We start from the raw sequence: 15,043 nt of genomic DNA, 5'->3' as shown, positions 1-15,043 counted from the left end.
GCCTGGCTCCCAGTGGCGGTGCCCCGGTGCGGCACACCGTCCCTGACCCAGCGGCGCTTCGGCGATTGTTCGGAGGTTCCCCGGTCGGGCGTCCGGTGGTGGACTCGGACGAACCTACCGGCCCCCTGCGCCCAACTGTCAACAGCCGTCTGATCTGCGCTTTCCCCATCAACTGGCTGGTCAGGGCAGAGGATGCGCAGGTCGCGCGACGGGGCGGCGGGCGCGGATCGGGAGCGCGCCACCCCGGGAGATCACTCGCCCGGCCGTACGAACACCGTCCGTCCGCCCACGACGGTCCGCAGACATACCGGAAGGTCGCCGCCCGGCGTCAGGTCGGGCAGTCCGGGTGTGCCGGAGCGCGGGTCGGTCGACCAGCGCGCGACCCGGTCGTCGGGCGCCTGCACGACCAGGGCGTCGGTCCGCCAGACTGCGTAGTCGGCGGGCGCGCCGGGGACCAGAACACCCGCGTCGTCCCGTCCTACGGCCCGCCAGCCGCCCCGCGTATGTGCGGTGAACGCGGCCCGCGCGGAGACGCGGTGTTCGGCCGTCCGGTGGAACGCGGCGGCGCGGACCGTGCCCCAGGGGTCGACCGGGGTGACCGGGCTGTCGGATCCGAAGGCGAGCGGCACCCCGGCCCGGAGCAGAGCCGCGAAGGGGTTCAGGGCACGCGCCCGTTCGGCGCCCAGGCGCTGGGCGTACATGCCCTCCTCGCCGCCCCACAGCGCGTCGAAGGCGGGCTGCACGGAGGCGGTCAGGCCCAGTTCGGCGAAGGCCGCGATGGTCTCCGGGGTGAGCATCTCGGCGTGCTCGACGCGGTGCCGGGCGGCGCGGACGCGGGCCAGACCGACCTTCTCGGCGGCCGCCCGGACGCCCTCGACCACGGCGGTCACGGCGGCGTCCCCGATGGCGTGGAAGCCCGCCTGGAGGCCCGCCTCGGTGCAGGCGACGACATGGGCGGCGACGGCGTCCGCGTCGAGGTAGGCGATCCCGGTGTGCCCGGCGTCGGCGTACGGCTGATGCAGACACGCGGTGTGCGACCCGAGCGCCCCGTCCACGAAGAGGTCCCCGGCCGCTCCTACGGCGCCCAGCTCCCGCGCCTTCGCGACGTCCTGCTCGGCCCAGTAGCCGACGACGCGCGGCCCGGGCTCCTCGGCGGCGAGCCGCAGCAGGCCCGTGAAGTCGTCCTCGGAGGAGATGTCGGGCCCGGCGCACTCGTGGACCGAGCCGACTCCCAGGGAGGCCGCGTGGGCGAGGGCGGTGCGCTGGGCCTCGACGCGCTGCTCCGGCGTGATGGCGGCGAGCGCGGTGGCGCGGACGGTGTGGTGGGCGTCGGCGGTGAGTGGACCGTCCGGGGCGTCGAAGCCGGGGACCAGGTCGAGCAGGGCGGTGGTGACGACCGCGGAGTGGACGTCGATGCGGGAGAGGTAGAGCGGGCGTCCGCCGGTCGCCGCGTCGAGTTCGGCGCGGGTCGGCGGGCGGCCTCCCGGCCAGCGGGCGGCGTCCCAGCCGTGGCCGAGCAGGACGCGGTCGGCGGGGCGGGCGGCGGCGAAGTCCCGGACGAGGGAGAGGGCCGCCTCCAGGGAGGGCGCGTCGGAGAGGCCCAGACCGGTGAGCGCGAGGCCGGTCGCGGTGGTGTGCACGTGTGCGTCGGTGAACGCGGGGGTGACCAGTGCGCCGTCCAGGTCGACGATCTCGTCGACACCGTCCGCGAACGCGTCGGCGGCGCCCTCGGAGCCGACCCAGGCGACCTGGCCGCGCTCCACGACCATCGCGGTCGCGAAGGGGTCGGCGGGACTGTGGACTTCGCCGCGGCGGAGCAGGAGGGTGGCCGGTTCGGGGGTGCGCTCACTCATGGGGAACAGTCTCGCGCCTCGCCCGCGCGGCCCCGCACGCAGGTCGGTCAGATACGCGGCGGGCGTGCCTCGTACGGCGTCGAGAGGACCACCGTGGTGCGGGTCGAGACGCCGGCCAGGCCGCGCAGCCGGGCGAGCAGCTCCTCCAGTTCGTGCGGGGTGGAGACCCGCACCTTGAGGATGTAGTTCTCGTCGCCGGCGACGCTGTGGCAGGCCTCGATCTCGGGGACGCCGGAGAGTCGGTCCGCGATGTCGTCGGGGGCGCTGGGGTCGAACGGTTTCACCGAGATGAAGGCGGTCATGGGCAGACCCACCGCCTCCGGGTCGACGACCGCGGCATACCCGCGAATGACGCCACGCTGCTCAAGCCGGCGCACCCGCTGGTGCACGGCCGACGTGGACAGGCCCGTGGCCTTGCCCAGGTCTGTGTAGCTCATCCGCCCGTCCTTGACGAGCAGCTGCACGATTTGTCGGTCCAGCTCCTCCATGGCGCAAGAACTTACATGGCCGCTGATCTCCTCGGATAGCTCAGCGGCGCAGGTCATACCCGGTTCGTGATGTGGCGGAGCGCAGTCTGTGAGTCTGCCGGGGACAAAACCGCCGCCACGGGCATCTGCGGGCGGCATGTGACGAACGCCACAGGTCCTGGACCGTCTCCGTGATGTTCTCGTGATTACCGCGGAGACCGGACGGGAAGTGCTTGCTGTGGTCGAGGCCGCAGCGCCTTCACGGCCCAGCCCAGTAGGGGGAGAAACCCATGCAGAGTCTTAAGCGCCCTGGACGCACCGCGCCCAAGCGGCCGCAGCTCGTCGTCGATTCCGAGCCGGAGGGCGTCGAACCCGACGGTTTCGAGGCCGACGAGCTCGACGAGTACGACACCTTCGAGATGTACCGGGTGATCTGCCCGGACTGCGTGCAGCCCATCGCGCTCCTCGCGGACGAGGAGGTCCTGCCGGAGCACGCGCTGTGCGCCTCGCCGTGGAACCCGTTCGGGCTGACGGTCTGCGCCGGCACGGGCCGCGAGGCGTCCGACGCCCGGTCCGCCGACGAGTCCGCGGAACCCCAGGAGCAGGACACCGCGCTGCTGTTGACGCTCCCTCAGGGCCTGGACTGGCGGACGCAGCCCTTCTCGCACGTCGGTGGCCCCAGCTCGCGTCCGATGCGGGTGCCCGACATCCGCCGCGCCGCCTGAGCGCTCTCGCTCAATCCCAGTAGCTGCCCTGCACCATGGCCCGCAGGCTGCCGTGGTGCAGGATCAGTGTGTCCGGGTCCGCCGGGACGGCCGTCTCCCCGAAGTGCACCTGCCGGTAGGCGATGCGCAGCATCACGATCGCGTGCCGCAGGGCCGCGTACAGGGTGTAGAAGTCCATGTCGCGCGGGGTGTGGCCGGTGAGTTCGGCGTACCGGACCTCCACCCGGTCCCGGCGGAAGAACTCCGGCAGCCCCGGCTGCCCGAAGGCCGCCGTGAGGTCCTGGAAGAAGCGGTGCAGATAGACGGTCCAGCCGAGGTCCACCTCGCGCGGGGCGAGTGCCGCCATCTCCCAGTCGAGGACGGCGACGGGGTCGAACCCGTCGTAGACGACGTTCCCGATGCGCGCGTCGCCCCAGTTGAGGACCGTCTCGCCGGGGTCGGCCGGCCAGAGCTCCGTCAGCCGGTCGAAGGCGCTCTCGATGAGCGGTGAGCGGGCGAGTCCGTCAACGACCCATTCGTAGTAGGCGCGTTGGGATGCGACGTGGCGGCCGAGCGCGTCGCCCTCGCCGGGGAGGGTGAGGAACTCGGCCTCGGGAAGAGGGACTTGGTCGTGCAGGCGGGCGATCAGTCCGATCGAGGCGGCCTCCAGACGCTCGCGCTCCGCGTCGGTCGCCGCGTGCAGCCAATTGCCCTCGTACGTATAGGGCATGACGTCCGGCGGTACGCGCCCCTCCACGCGTTCCATCACGAAGAACGGGGCGCCGAGCGGGTCCGGGTCCTCCTCCAGCCAGCGGACCTCCGGTACCGGGAGGTCCGTGCGGTCGGCGACCAGGCGCATGGTGCGGAACTGGCGCGGCAGGTCGTAGACCGGGAAGACGGTGTACGCCGCAGGGTCGGCCGCGAGTCTCAACGCGCAGGCCCGCAAGGGTGGTTCGGGGTGTTCGATGTCGAAGAGCAGGGTCTCGCTGGACATGCCGTTCGACGCGGGGACCCTGATGTCGACGGCCTTGGCGCCGGGCAGGCGGGTGTCGAGCCAGGCGGTGAGGCGGTGGGCGAGTTCCTCGGGGTCGCGGGTGGTGGTGCGCGGGCGGGGTGCCGTGGCCATGTGTCAACTCCCCTACGGGGCAACCGAGTCGAAGCCGGTGAAGCCGCTCGGGTCGTGGCGGCCGAAGGAGCCGTGCTCGAAGATCCCGTGGCCCACCTGGCCGTCGAGGCGGAAGCGGGCCGCGTGGTCGGTGACTCCGTAGGCGGTGAGCGGGGCGGGGTGAGTGAGGTCGTAGCTGCGGCGGTCGAGCCATTCGCGGCCCTGCCAGGTGCCGTGCTGCCAGTCGTCGGCGGGTGGGTAGCCGGCGCCGATGGCCAGGGGTGAGGAGGTCAGGATCTCTACCTCGAGTTCCTGCGGTTTGCGGGTGTCCCCGAGGTGGATGAGGGCGCGCTCGGGGTGGCGGGTGCCGGGGCGGTAGGTGATCTCGGCCTGTGGCCAGCCGAGTTGGCGGTCGCGGTGGCCGGGGCGGACGACGGTCGCCTCGTTCAGGGTGCGGTGGCCGTCGGCGTCCTCCTGGACGATCACCATGAGGAAGCGGTCCTCGAAGCGGACCGGGCACCAGATCCAGTGGAAGCCCTCGGTCGGGTGGTCCGCGGCGAGCCGGCCGCCCTCCTCGCCGGGGATGGGCCGCACGCCCCAACTGCGGTCACGGGTACCGGTCCAGCCGTCTGCGGTGACCCGGAACTCCTCGTCACCGGCGCGGATCACGCCCTCCACGCCGCCCGCCTGGACGAAGCGGCGCCCTTCGAGGGTGAGCCGGTCGCCGCGGTACTGGACGTGGTGGGGTTCCCAGAGCGCGGGGAACTCGGCGGTCCAAGTGAGGTCGTACGAGAGGGAGTTGTCGTCGCAGCGCAGGCGCAGCCGGCGGAGTGGCTCCTCGACCTCGATGCGCAGCGGGCCGACCGCGAGGTGCATGCGGTCGTCGCCGAGGGCGTCCGAGGCGCGGACGGCGTGCAGGGTGTCGCCGGTGCGGAGGGTGGCGTAGGCGTCGATCACGCCGACGTTGGGGTAGACGCCGAGGCCGAGGATGAGCAGGGCGCGGCCCTCGTGGTCGAGGACGTGGAAGATGCAGCGGTCGTAGGCGTTCCGGTCGCCGGTCGCGACGTGCTTCATCGACAGGGGGACCTGGTGCACGGGGTACTCGTCGAGGGGCACGGGACGGTCGTCTGCCACGGCTAACCTCCCCTGGAGACAGTGGAGGTGACGGTACGTCAGGTGGCGTGCGGTGGCCAGAGGCGAGAGCCGTACGCCGGTGAACTCACGCTCGATTTCCCGCGCCGGTGACCTGTCGGCGGGCTCTTACGTTGCCCTGGTATGACCCCCACATATGCGCCGACCGGGCGTCAGCGCCGGATCTACGTCCCCGCACCCGCAGAATCGGTTCCGCTGGCGCCGCCGCAGCCGCAGGATCCGCCCATCTACCGTGATCTCATGCGGACTTGGGCCGACCGGGGCCGCACCCTGCCGGGGCGGCACGACCCGGAGTGGGTGCGGCTGGCGGCGCCGCCGGTCGGGCTCAGCCAGTTCGGTGGACCTCGGGACCCGCTAGGTGGCGGGCGATGACCATGCGCTGGATCTGGTTGGTGCCCTCGACGATCTGCAGGACCTTGGCCTCGCGCATGTAGCGCTCGACCGGGAAGTCCGCGGTGTAGCCGTAGCCGCCGAGCACCTGGACGGCGTCGATGGTGGCCTTCATCGCGGTGTCGGTGCAGTGCAGCTTGGCCATCGCCGCCTGTTTGGCGAACGGCCGGCCCGCGTCGCGCAGCCGGGCCGCCGCGAGGTAGAGCGCCCGGCCCGCCTCGATCTGGGTGGCCATGTCGGCGAGCATGAAGCGCAGCCCCTGGAAGTCGGAGATCGGCCGCCCGAACTGCTGCCGTCCGGTCGCGTACGCCACCGCCTCGTCCAGCGCCGCCTGGGCCACGCCGATCGCGCAGGCCGCGATGCCGAGCCGCCCGGAGTCCAGCGCGGACAGGGCGATCGCGAAGCCCTGGCCCTCCTCGCCGAGGCGCCGCTCGTCGGAGACCCGGACGCCGTCGAAGTGGACCTGGGCGGTGGGCGAGCCCTTCATGCCCATCTTCTTCTCCGGCGCCGCGCCGCTCAGACCGGGCGCGTCACCGGGCACCAGGAAGGCGCTGATCCCGCGCGGGCCGTCCTCGCCGGTGCGGGCCATGACCGTGTAGAAGTCGGCGATCCCGCCGTGTGTGATCCAGGCCTTTGTGCCGTCGATCACCCACTCGTCGCCATCGCGCACGGCTCTGGTGCGCAGGGAGGCCGCGTCGGAGCCGGAGGACGGCTCGGAGAGGCAGTAGGCGCCCAGCAGTCCGCCGCCGAGCATCTCGGGCAGGTGTTCGACCTGCTGCTGCTTGGTGCCGTAGTTGGCCAGCGCGTGGCAGGACAGGGAGTGGACGCTGACACCGAGGCCGACCGTGAGGCGGGCCGCCGCGAGTTCTTCGAGTACCTGGAGGTAGACCTCGTACGGCTGGTCGCCGCCGCCGTACTCGGAGTCGTACGGCAGGCCGAGCAGTCCGGACTCGGAGAGCAGGGTGAAGACCTCGCGCGGGAAGCGTCCGGCGTCCTCTTCCTCGGCCGCCCTCGGGGCGATCTCACGCTGCGCGATGTCGCGGACCAGCGAGATCAGATCCCGGGCCTCGTCCGTGGGCAGTTGCCGGTCCACCGGCTGCGGGGCGCGGTCGGGCATGGCGACGCTCTCCTCCCTGTCGGGACATCGGCGGGCGTACGCCTGGGGTCGAGGCGCCTGCGCCGGATATCGCACGGGTACGGCCGCTGCTCCCGCTCCCGGGTCTCGGAAGCGGCTGACCAGCGACTCTGCGCTGTGAGTATGCCCGATCGGAGGTCTGCCGTCACCAGTTAACGACCGCTCACTTCGAGAATAACCCGGTCGTCCGGAACCGGTCGGGAGCGCCCGCTCAGCCGTCCCGGCGGGCCGGGGCCGGCGCCGGGTACGTCGGGTCCAGTTCCTCGATGGCGCGCAGGGTGCCGCCGAGGGTCTTCACGAGGAGCTCGCGCATCGTCTCGCGGGAGAGGTCGGGGCCGCTGATCCACTCCAGGGTCGCGCCCTCGACGCTGCACACCCAGCCGAAGAGGCCCATGCGTGCGAGTCGGGAGATGTCGCTGCGGCCGTAGGCCCCGGCGGCGATGGTCTCGACGATGGCCGCGCGGACGCCGTCGCGGATGGCGTGCACCTCGGTGTCGAAGCCGACGCCGCCGCTGACGATGGTGCGGTAGGCGGCCTGGTTGTGCTCGGCCCAGCGGAGATAGCTGTCCATCGTGCGCTGTACGCGGTCCAGTTGGGGCAGTTCGTAGCCGCTCGCCGCGAAGGTCACCAGGTCGGCGACGGAGTCGTTGATGATCGCCAGGTAGTAGCCGCGCTTGGACTGGAAGTAGTAGTAGATCAGCCCCTTGGCGACATGGGCCTGCCGCGCGATGTCGTCCATGGACAGCGCGTCGTATGACGTGTCGGCGAACAACTTCCGGCCGATGGTGATGAGTTCGGCGCGGCGCGCCAAGGAACGCTCGGTACCGCGCGCCCGGGGACGCGCTACGTCACGCTGCTGACTGATTTCCAATTTCGACTCTGGCTCTCCAACTGGGCTTGGTCAACCGCAGTATGGCAGGTCAACTATGCGTCAGGTCACAGCAGGCCGATTTGGGTCACGAGCATCGCGATCACCACGACGAGGGTCCAGCCCATGACGTGTTCGACGATCTTCGGGCCGTCGCCCTTGGGGCCGCCGGTGCGGGTGCGGGCGCGGACGGCGCCGGCCGAGTGTGCGGTCATGGTGGCTCACAGAGGTCGGATGTGCGGTGGACTCCCCCGTTCTGTCCACCTTGCCATCCATATCGTCTTTCGAGTCGGAGACCTTGGTCACAGGCTCCGCGTCAGCACACACCCACCGCCGCGAGTGCGGTGCGCTGGCGGGCGGTCGGCTGCGCCGGGAAGTAGAGGTAACAGACGCCGCCGGTACCGGAGGAGAGATTGCCGGAGGCGTTGTACCGCTTGGTGCGCAGCCAGATATTTTCGAACTCGCGGCGCTTGTAGACGCGGCGGACGGCCGGATCGCTGGGCGAGTTGGGGTCGTTGGCGATCACATCGCCGGCGGCGGTGAAGCCGATCACGGTCATCAGATGGCCGGCCGTGCCGTACCCCGCGCCGGTCAGCTCGCTGCTGAGGAACGACTGCGACGTTATGGCCGGAATGCCCGCCGTGATCAGCGTCTCCAGGTCGGTGAGCGAGCCGAGCCGGGTGACCACGCCCTGGAGGTCCTGGTACGTCGCCGCGTAGGCCGCGTTGAACGGCCAGTTGCCGCAGCCCTGGTACTGGTAGTCGTAGGTGAAGCGGGCCGCGTTGTCGACCTGCGGGTCGGCGTAGGCCGGGTCGACCCAGGCCAGTTGCTCCGGGGTGAGGCGACCGCCCCAGTACTCGATGATCATCTGCGAGGAGGTGGGGCTGCACCAGGCCTCGCCGCCGTTGTCGTACTCGGGGTACTGGCCGGTGTGGATCTCCTGCGAGTAGCGCGGGACGATCAGCTCCCCGGCGAGTCCGGGCGTCGAGGCCGGGACGGTGAAGCGGTCGGGGATGTCGGAGCCCATCGCGCCGAGCCGCCAGACGGTGGGGGTGAGCCCGGTGCCGGGCTTGCGGTACAGGGTCAGGCGCAGCCGGTACGACGCCAGGCGCAGGCCCGTGGTCGCGTCGTCGATCGCGAAGGTGTCCGTCCAGACGGCGGACCTGCCGTCCTTCTGGCCGTCGACGGAGGTCCGCCTGATGTCCTGGTCGCCGGCGGCCCAGCGGCCCATCACGTACCAGGGGGTGTCCGTGCCGTCGGAGTACGTGCCGCGCAGTTCGACCTGGATCCAGGTGCCGGCGGGGGTGTGCGCGTTCCAGGAGGCGATGGCCTCCGTCGCGGGGACGGAGAGCTTGTGGACGGGGGACGTCCAGGTCGCGTACTCCCAGCTCGCCGTCCTGCCCGTGTGCGGGTCCGTGTAGTCGACGCTGCCGAGGGCGGCGCCGATGACGAGGCCGGGGCGGAGGCCCGCGACGGCCCGGGTGCCCTTGGCGGTGCCGCGGCACCAGTCGGCGTAGGTGGTCCATGCGTGGTAGTCGACCAGGGTCGGGGCCGGGTCGGAGTCGGCTGCGCCGGTGTCGGCGGCAGCGGGGGCGGACCCGCTCACGACGGCGGCGGCGACCGCGGCGGCCAGGACGGCTCTGCGGGACGGTTGTTCGGCTCTGCTCATGGGCGGAAGACCCCCGGGTGTTCCGAGTCGGGACAGATCCAATGGACGGATGTGCGCCCACTATGGGCACACGCGGCTCCCCGCTGCCAGCACTTCGAACCTCGCCACACCCACCAATATTGGTATCGACCACTGGCATGACCTGGGGCGGGAGCCACCGCTCCCTAGACTGTCCCGGCGACCTGCGGCATCACCCACGACCTCCCGGGACCCCTCATGCACGACCTCGCCCACCGGCTCCGCCGCCTGCCCCCGTCCTGCGGCCCGGTCCGGCTCGTCGGGGTCGACGGGCACGCCGGGTCCGGGAAGTCCACGTTCGCCGGACGGCTGGCCGCGGCCCTGGGCGGGGCGCCCGTGCTGCACCTCGACGACCTGGCCACGCACGACGAGCTGTTCGGCTGGACCGACCGGCTGCTGAGCCAGGTGATCACCCCGCTCGGCCAGGGCGGGACCGCCCACTACGCCCCCTACGACTGGCACACCCGACGCTTCGGAACACCCCGCGCGCTGCCGCCCGCGCCCGTGGTCCTGATCGAGGGCGTCGGCGCCGGACGCCGGGCGGTACGCCCGTTCCTCGCGCGGCTGCTGTGGATGGAGCTGCCCCGGGACGAGTCCTGGGCACGGGGACGGCTGCGGGACGGAAGTGAGCAACGGGACTTCTGGGACGGGTGGGTCGAGGCGGAACGGGAACACTTCGCCGAGGACCCTTCGCGACCGCACGCGGACCTCCTGGTACGGCAGTTGCTGAAGGGGTACGAGGTGCTGCCGGGGCCCTCCGGGACGATTGGACCGGACCACGAAATCACCCACCGTGACGAACCGCCCGCAGTGTGCTGAACTTGTGAAGACCGTCCTGCGTGAACTTGCCTGAGTGCCTCAACTCGGCTTGACCCAGGGGCCGTACAGGTCTTACGTTCTGAATGTGCGGCCGTTCGGAGCCGCCCAGAGTCGCGAAGCCCCCGGTTGTTCCCCCGTGATCGGGGGCTTCGTTCTGCTCTCAGCCTCTTTTCCGGCCGCTACGAGCCGTGATTTGCTCACCCTGGGTCACCGGCCCGAGTGCGCCCCATCTGCTCCCACCTCGCCAAACGGCCTGTGCGGCACCCTTCGATGGGCGACTCCCCCGCAGGTACGATGCCCAGGGTGCGACCAACGGACGGCTGCTTCGCGCACCACGGCAACTCCCGTCCGCGGCACAGCGGTTCGACCCAGAATGCCGACGGGCGCCGGCCCGGCGGCGAATCAACGGGGGCACGGTTTGTGGGGGGACGTGATGGACTTCGGCACGCAGGGCCCCGAGGCCCCGGCCGACCTCGCGTGGCTGCGAGGCGTGGACGCCTACACGATGGGCGCTTATCCGCAGGCGGAGGAGGAGTTCCGCACCGCGGTACGGATGGATCCCGGGATGGCCGACGGCTGGCTCGGACTGCACGCGCTGCGCGTCGACACCACCACCGCGCTGCTGCGGATGTACCGGCACCGGGAACGCTTCGGGGAACAGCGCACCAGACACCGCCGTACGCTCAACTCCTGGTACTGGCTTGGCTGGTGGGTCCAGCCCGTGCTGGAGAGTCCGCGTGATCTGCTGCTCGCGCACGCCTCGCACTGGCTGGACGGCCGCCATGTGCCCGAACTGGACCGCGCGTTGGCCGGACTGCCGCCCGTCGACACCGACCACCAGGTCCGCTTCCTGCACGCCTGCCGCGCCTATCTGGTCAAGGACTGGGAGCAGCTGGTCCGGCACACCGATCCGCTGCTGAACGACCAACTCCTGGGCATCGAGGCCGGGTTGTTCGGCGGGATGGCCCGGGTACGCCTTGAGATGTACGGCCAGGCCGAGCCGCTGCTGTCCTCCGCGCTGATGCGCTGTCGCAGCGAACAGCCGCAGCGCAAGGAGTTGCGGTACTGGCTGGCGCGGGCCCACGAGGGCACCGGCCGCAGTGCCGCCGCGCTTCCCCTCTACCGGGCGGTGCACCGCGTCGACCCCGCGTTCATGGACACCTCGGCGCGGCTCGCCGCGATCACCGACTCCGACGGGTACGACGGCTCCGAGGACGTGACCGACCTCGCGGCGATCACGCTCTCCGGCGGCCAGGACGCGCTGGAGAGCCCCGACGGGCTCGATCCGCTGTTCGGCGCGGAGGGGCGCGATCTGAAGCTGTCGGAGCCCGGCCTTCCGCCGACCGGGCCGCTGGCCTCGGCGGCCGACTCGGTGCGCGAGAAGACCTCGGTGCCGGTGCCGCCGCTGCCCACCGGTCCCACCGACCCCGTCTTACTCGAGGAGGCACTCAACGAGCTTGAGCGCATGGTGGGGCTGGAGCCGGTCAAGCGACAGGTCAAGGCGCTGTCCGCCCAGTTGAACATGGCCCGGCTGCGTGCCGGGCAGGGACTGCCGGTCCAGCCGCCGAAACGGCACTTCGTCTTCTCCGGTCCCTCGGGCACCGGCAAGACCACCGTGGCCCGCATACTCGGCCGCGTCTTCTACGCCCTCGGGCTGCTCGGCGGCGACCATCTCGTCGAGGCGCAGCGGGCCGATCTCGTCGGTGAGTACCTCGGCCAAACAGCCGTGAAAGCCAACGAGTTGATCGACTCCGCGATCGGTGGCGTGCTCTTCGTCGACGAGGCCTACTCGCTCTCCAACTCCGGTTACGGCAAGGGCGACGCGTACGGCGACGAGGCGTTGCAGGTGCTGCTGAAGCGGGCCGAGGACAACCGCGATCACCTGGTGGTGATACTGGCCGGCTATCCCGAGGGCATGGACCGGTTGCTCGCCGCGAACCCCGGGCTGTCGTCCCGCTTCACCACGCGCGTCGACTTTCCCTCGTACCGGCCTCTCGAACTCACCTCCATCGGTGAGGTGTTGGCCGCGGAGAACGGGGACGTGTGGGACGAGGAGGCGTTGGACGAGCTGCGGTCCATCGCCGGGCATGTGGTGGATCAGGGGTGGATCGACGAGCTCGGGAACGGGCGGTTCCTGCGGACCCTGTATGAGAAGAGCTGCGCGTACCGGGATCTGCGGTTGTCGGTGTATCCCGGGATGTTGTCGCGGGACGACCTGTCGACTCTGCGGTTGCCGGATCTGATGCAGGCGTATGGAGAGGTGTTGTCGGGGCGGGGGCCTGCGGAGGGCTGAGCGGTACGCACTGACTCAGGTGGCTGTTGTTCGTTCGCGAGTGCGGGTGCGTTGTGGCTGGTCGCGCCCACGCGGCGGAGCCGCAAATCGACACAGCCCCGCGCCCCTCAAGCGGGGCGCGGGGGGACCTGCGTCAGCTGGGTACCGTTTCCTTCAGTTTCTGGGTCGGGACCTCTCGGTGGGCCGGGTCCGTCACCTCGCCCACCAGCAGCTCCAGTACGTCCTCCATCGCCACCAGGCCCAGCACCTTGCCGGACGCGTCGGCCACCTGGGCCAGGTGTGTGGCGGCTCGGCGCATGACCGTCAGGGCGTCGTCCAGGGGGAGTTCGGAGCGGAGGGTCGTCATGGGGCGCCAGATCTGTTGTGGGACCGCCCTTTCGGATTCCTCCAGGTCCAGGACGTCCTTGACGTGCAGGTAACCCATGAAGGCGCCGCTCTCCGCCGCGATCGGGAAGCGGGAGTAGCCGGTGCGGGCGGTGAGGGCGACGATCTCGCCGGGGGTCACCGAGGGGCTGACCGTGACCAGGTTCTCGCGGCGGAGCAGGACGTCGGTGACCGGGCGGGAGCCCAACTCGAGGGCGTCCTCCAGGCGTTCCTGTTCCTCGGGGTCGAGGAGGCCGGCCTGGCCGGAGTCCTCCACCAGGCGGTTGAGCTGTTCGCTGGTGAAGACGGCCTCGACCTCGTCCTTGGGCTCGACGTGGAAGAGCCGCAGGATGGCCTGGGCGACCGCGCCGAGGGCGATGGTGATCGGCTTGCAGATCCTGGCGAAGGCGACCAGGCCGGGGCTGAGCCACATCGCGGCCTTCTCCGGCGCGGCCATCGCGAGGTTCTTCGGGACCATCTCGCCGATGACCAGGTGGAAGAAGACCACGGCCGCCAGGGCGAGGACGTAGCCGAGGGGGTGGATCATGCCGTCGGGCAGGTGCATCCACTCGAAGACCGGCTCCAGGACGTGTGCGACCGTCGGCTCGGCGACCGCGCCGAGCGTCAACGAGCAGACGGTGATGCCGAATTGGGCCGCCGCCATCATCTGCGGCAGGCGCTCGAGGCCGTAGAGGACCTGGCGGGCGCGGGCCGTGCCGAGGGGTTCGATCTGGCTGCGGCGGACGGAGACGAGGGCGAACTCGGCGCCGACGAAGAAGCCGTTGGCGAGCACCAGCAGTACGGCGAAGAGGAGTTGGAGAACGGTCATCGGGCCGCCTCCATGGCGTTGACCGCGGGGGCCGTGCGGACCAGGCGGACCCGCTCGGCGCGGTAGTGGCCGACCTGGCGCACCGAGAGCCGCCAGCCGGGGAGTTCGGCCTTGTCACCGGGGGCGGGGATGCGGCCGAGGAGGTCGGCGACCAGGCCGGCGACCGTCTCGTACGGTCCTTCGGGCACGTCCAGGCCTATGCGCTGGAGGATGTCGACACGGCAGCTGCCGTCGGCGTCCCAGGCGGGTTTGCCGTCCTCGGACGGAGCCGCGGCGAGTTCGGGTACGTCCTGGCCGTCGTGCTCGTCGCGGACCTCGCCGACGAGTTCCTCGACGATGTCCTCCAGGGTGACCACACCGGCCGTACCGCCGTACTCGTCGACGACCACGGCGATCGGCTGCTCGCTGCGCAGCCGGGCCAGGAGGGGCTGGACGGGCAGGGTCTCGGGGACCAGCAGCGGGGACTTGGCGATGCTGGTGACGGAAGTGCGGAGTCGGGCGTGCGCGGGCACGGCCAGGGCGTCCTTGAGGTGGACCATGCCGACGATCTCGTCGATCTTCTCCCGGTAGACGGGGAAGCGGGACAGACCGGTGGCACGGGTCAGGTTGACCACGTCCTCGGCGGTCGCCGACGACTGGAGCGCGCTGACCTTCACGCGCGGGGTCATGACGTGCTGCGCGGTCAACTCGCCCAGCGACAGGGTCCGTACGAAGAGATCGGCCGTGTCCTGTTCCAGGGCGCCGGCCTGTGCGGAGTGGCGGGCCAGGGAGACCAGCTCGCCGGGGGTGCGGGCGGAGGCCAGCTCGTCGGTGGGCTCGACGCCCAGGGCGCGGACGAGCCGGTTGGCGACGGTGTTCAGCGCGGCGATCACCGGGCGGAACAGGCGGGCGAAGGCGTGCTGCGGCGCGGCGACGAAGCGCGCGACCTGCAGGGGCCGCGACACCGCCCAGTTCTTGGGCACGAGTTCGCCGATCACCATCTGTACGGCGGAGGCCAGCAGCATGCCGACGACCACGGCGACACCGGAGACGGCACCCTCGGGGATGCCGATCGCGCTGAACGGGCCGTGCAGCAGTTGTGCCAGGGCCGGTTCGGCGAGCATGCCGACGACCAGGGACGTGATGGTGATGCCGAGCTGGGTGCCGGAGAGCTGGAAGGACAGCTCCTTGAGCGACTCGACGACCGTGGCGGCCCGTCGGTCGCCCTCGGCGGCGGCCTTCTCGGCCTCGGGACGCTCCACGGTGACGAGCCCGAACTCGGCGGCAACGAAGAAGCCGTTGGCCAGAATCAGCAGGATCGCCGCACCTAGGAGCAGCAGGGGGATGGTCATGCCGCCGCCTCGATATGTCGGGAGAGGGCGGCGCAGGTACTACAGGA

General features: G+C 71.2%; 14 protein-coding genes. 4 read left to right on the top strand and 10 right to left on the bottom strand.

Translation table 11 applies throughout. From position 1 onward, the window contains the following. Window positions 1-251 precede the first annotated feature (251 nt). Both ACFXC1_RS48240 and ACFXC1_RS48235 read right to left on the bottom strand, forming a co-directional pair. Window positions 252-1,853, bottom strand: coding sequence for an amidohydrolase (locus ACFXC1_RS48240; RefSeq protein ID WP_381255973.1), 1,602 nt, complete (start codon window positions 1,851-1,853; stop codon window positions 252-254). A 47-nt stretch (window positions 1,854-1,900) separates the two neighbouring features. After that, window positions 1,901-2,341, bottom strand: coding sequence for an Lrp/AsnC family transcriptional regulator (locus ACFXC1_RS48235; protein WP_043683290.1), 441 nt, complete (start codon window positions 2,339-2,341; stop codon window positions 1,901-1,903). A gap of 269 nt (window positions 2,342-2,610) precedes the next feature. On the opposite strand from ACFXC1_RS48235, the gene ACFXC1_RS48230 reads away from it, so the two are divergent. Continuing rightward, window positions 2,611-3,045 (top strand): hypothetical protein, encoded by a 435-nt coding sequence (locus tag ACFXC1_RS48230; protein WP_381255970.1) that lies wholly within the window; start codon window positions 2,611-2,613, stop codon window positions 3,043-3,045. Window positions 3,046-3,055: 10 nt separating this feature from the next. Here the strand turns inward: ACFXC1_RS48230 and ACFXC1_RS48225 are convergent, their stop codons facing one another. Together ACFXC1_RS48225 and ACFXC1_RS48220 are read right to left on the bottom strand one after the other, a co-directional pair. Beyond that, entirely contained in the window at window positions 3,056-4,150 is a 1,095-nt protein-coding gene (locus ACFXC1_RS48225) for a phosphotransferase family protein (RefSeq protein WP_381255967.1), read from the bottom strand. A 12-nt stretch (window positions 4,151-4,162) separates the two neighbouring features. Beyond that, a complete protein-coding gene (locus ACFXC1_RS48220; RefSeq protein ID WP_381255964.1) occupies window positions 4,163-5,263 on the bottom strand; it encodes an Rv3169 family protein in 1,101 nt (366 codons plus the stop codon). A gap of 141 nt (window positions 5,264-5,404) precedes the next feature. Here ACFXC1_RS48220 and ACFXC1_RS48215 point away from each other — a divergent pair, with 141 nt between their 5' ends. Beyond that, window positions 5,405-5,653 (top strand): hypothetical protein, encoded by a 249-nt coding sequence (locus ACFXC1_RS48215; RefSeq protein ID WP_381255961.1) that lies wholly within the window; start codon window positions 5,405-5,407, stop codon window positions 5,651-5,653. Here ACFXC1_RS48215 and ACFXC1_RS48210 read toward each other — a convergent pair. From ACFXC1_RS48210 to ACFXC1_RS48195, 4 genes are all read right to left on the bottom strand, one after another. Beyond that, a complete protein-coding gene (locus tag ACFXC1_RS48210) occupies window positions 5,607-6,788 on the bottom strand; it encodes an acyl-CoA dehydrogenase family protein (protein WP_381255958.1) in 1,182 nt (393 codons plus the stop codon). The genes ACFXC1_RS48215 and ACFXC1_RS48210 overlap by 47 nt on opposite strands. Window positions 6,789-7,017: 229 nt before the next feature. After that, window positions 7,018-7,677 carry a TetR/AcrR family transcriptional regulator gene (locus tag ACFXC1_RS48205; protein WP_381255956.1) on the bottom strand — a complete coding sequence of 220 codons (660 nt, stop codon included), beginning with the start codon at window positions 7,675-7,677 and terminating at the stop codon, window positions 7,018-7,020. A gap of 65 nt (window positions 7,678-7,742) precedes the next feature. Next, window positions 7,743-7,889 carry an SCO1431 family membrane protein gene (locus ACFXC1_RS48200; RefSeq protein ID WP_381255953.1) on the bottom strand — a complete coding sequence of 49 codons (147 nt, stop codon included), beginning with the start codon at window positions 7,887-7,889 and terminating at the stop codon, window positions 7,743-7,745. Between the two features lie 101 nt (window positions 7,890-7,990). Then, a complete protein-coding gene (locus tag ACFXC1_RS48195; RefSeq protein WP_381255951.1) occupies window positions 7,991-9,343 on the bottom strand; it encodes a peptidase C39 family protein in 1,353 nt (450 codons plus the stop codon). A gap of 216 nt (window positions 9,344-9,559) precedes the next feature. Between ACFXC1_RS48195 and ACFXC1_RS48190 the strand changes: the two genes are divergently transcribed. Together ACFXC1_RS48190 and ACFXC1_RS48185 are read left to right on the top strand one after the other, a co-directional pair. Then, on the top strand, window positions 9,560-10,180 hold the full coding sequence (locus tag ACFXC1_RS48190) for a uridine kinase family protein (protein WP_381255949.1): 621 nt from the start codon (window positions 9,560-9,562) through the stop codon (window positions 10,178-10,180). A gap of 433 nt (window positions 10,181-10,613) precedes the next feature. After that, window positions 10,614-12,473 carry an AAA family ATPase gene (locus tag ACFXC1_RS48185; RefSeq protein ID WP_381255946.1) on the top strand — a complete coding sequence of 620 codons (1,860 nt, stop codon included), beginning with the start codon at window positions 10,614-10,616 and terminating at the stop codon, window positions 12,471-12,473. Between the two features lie 133 nt (window positions 12,474-12,606). On the opposite strand, the gene ACFXC1_RS48180 is transcribed toward ACFXC1_RS48185, so the two are convergent. After that, entirely contained in the window at window positions 12,607-13,665 is a 1,059-nt protein-coding gene (locus tag ACFXC1_RS48180) for a hemolysin family protein (RefSeq protein ID WP_381255944.1), read from the bottom strand. Then, the gene (locus ACFXC1_RS48175; protein ID WP_381255941.1) at window positions 13,662-14,996 is read right to left on the bottom strand and encodes a hemolysin family protein; all 1,335 of its coding nucleotides are present in this window, start codon (window positions 14,994-14,996) and stop codon (window positions 13,662-13,664) included. Before ACFXC1_RS48175 ends, ACFXC1_RS48180 begins: the two co-directional genes overlap by 4 nt. Window positions 14,997-15,043 lie beyond the last annotated feature (47 nt).

It is taken from the genome of Streptomyces hokutonensis, assembly GCF_042751305.1.
GTDB classification, from domain to species: domain Bacteria; phylum Actinomycetota; class Actinomycetes; order Streptomycetales; family Streptomycetaceae; genus Streptomyces; species Streptomyces hokutonensis_A.
This window is presented reverse-complemented; position numbering and strand designations above follow the sequence as displayed.

Coding starts and splice junctions, on each gene's coding strand:
- ACFXC1_RS48235 (WP_043683290.1), bottom strand. CDS start 2,341: ATGGAGGAGCTGGACCGACAAATCGTGCAGCTGCTCGTCAAGGACGGG.
- ACFXC1_RS48185 (WP_381255946.1), top strand. CDS start 10,614: ATGGACTTCGGCACGCAGGGCCCCGAGGCCCCGGCCGACCTCGCGTGG.
- ACFXC1_RS48210 (WP_381255958.1), bottom strand. CDS start 6,788: ATGCCCGACCGCGCCCCGCAGCCGGTGGACCGGCAACTGCCCACGGAC.
- ACFXC1_RS48215 (WP_381255961.1), top strand. CDS start 5,405: ATGACCCCCACATATGCGCCGACCGGGCGTCAGCGCCGGATCTACGTC.
- ACFXC1_RS48180 (WP_381255944.1), bottom strand. CDS start 13,665: ATGACCGTTCTCCAACTCCTCTTCGCCGTACTGCTGGTGCTCGCCAAC.
- ACFXC1_RS48200 (WP_381255953.1), bottom strand. CDS start 7,889: ATGACCGCACACTCGGCCGGCGCCGTCCGCGCCCGCACCCGCACCGGC.
- ACFXC1_RS48175 (WP_381255941.1), bottom strand. CDS start 14,996: ATGACCATCCCCCTGCTGCTCCTAGGTGCGGCGATCCTGCTGATTCTG.
- ACFXC1_RS48230 (WP_381255970.1), top strand. CDS start 2,611: ATGCAGAGTCTTAAGCGCCCTGGACGCACCGCGCCCAAGCGGCCGCAG.
- ACFXC1_RS48190 (WP_381255949.1), top strand. CDS start 9,560: ATGCACGACCTCGCCCACCGGCTCCGCCGCCTGCCCCCGTCCTGCGGC.
- ACFXC1_RS48225 (WP_381255967.1), bottom strand. CDS start 4,150: ATGGCCACGGCACCCCGCCCGCGCACCACCACCCGCGACCCCGAGGAA.
- ACFXC1_RS48195 (WP_381255951.1), bottom strand. CDS start 9,343: ATGAGCAGAGCCGAACAACCGTCCCGCAGAGCCGTCCTGGCCGCCGCG.
- ACFXC1_RS48240 (WP_381255973.1), bottom strand. CDS start 1,853: ATGAGTGAGCGCACCCCCGAACCGGCCACCCTCCTGCTCCGCCGCGGC.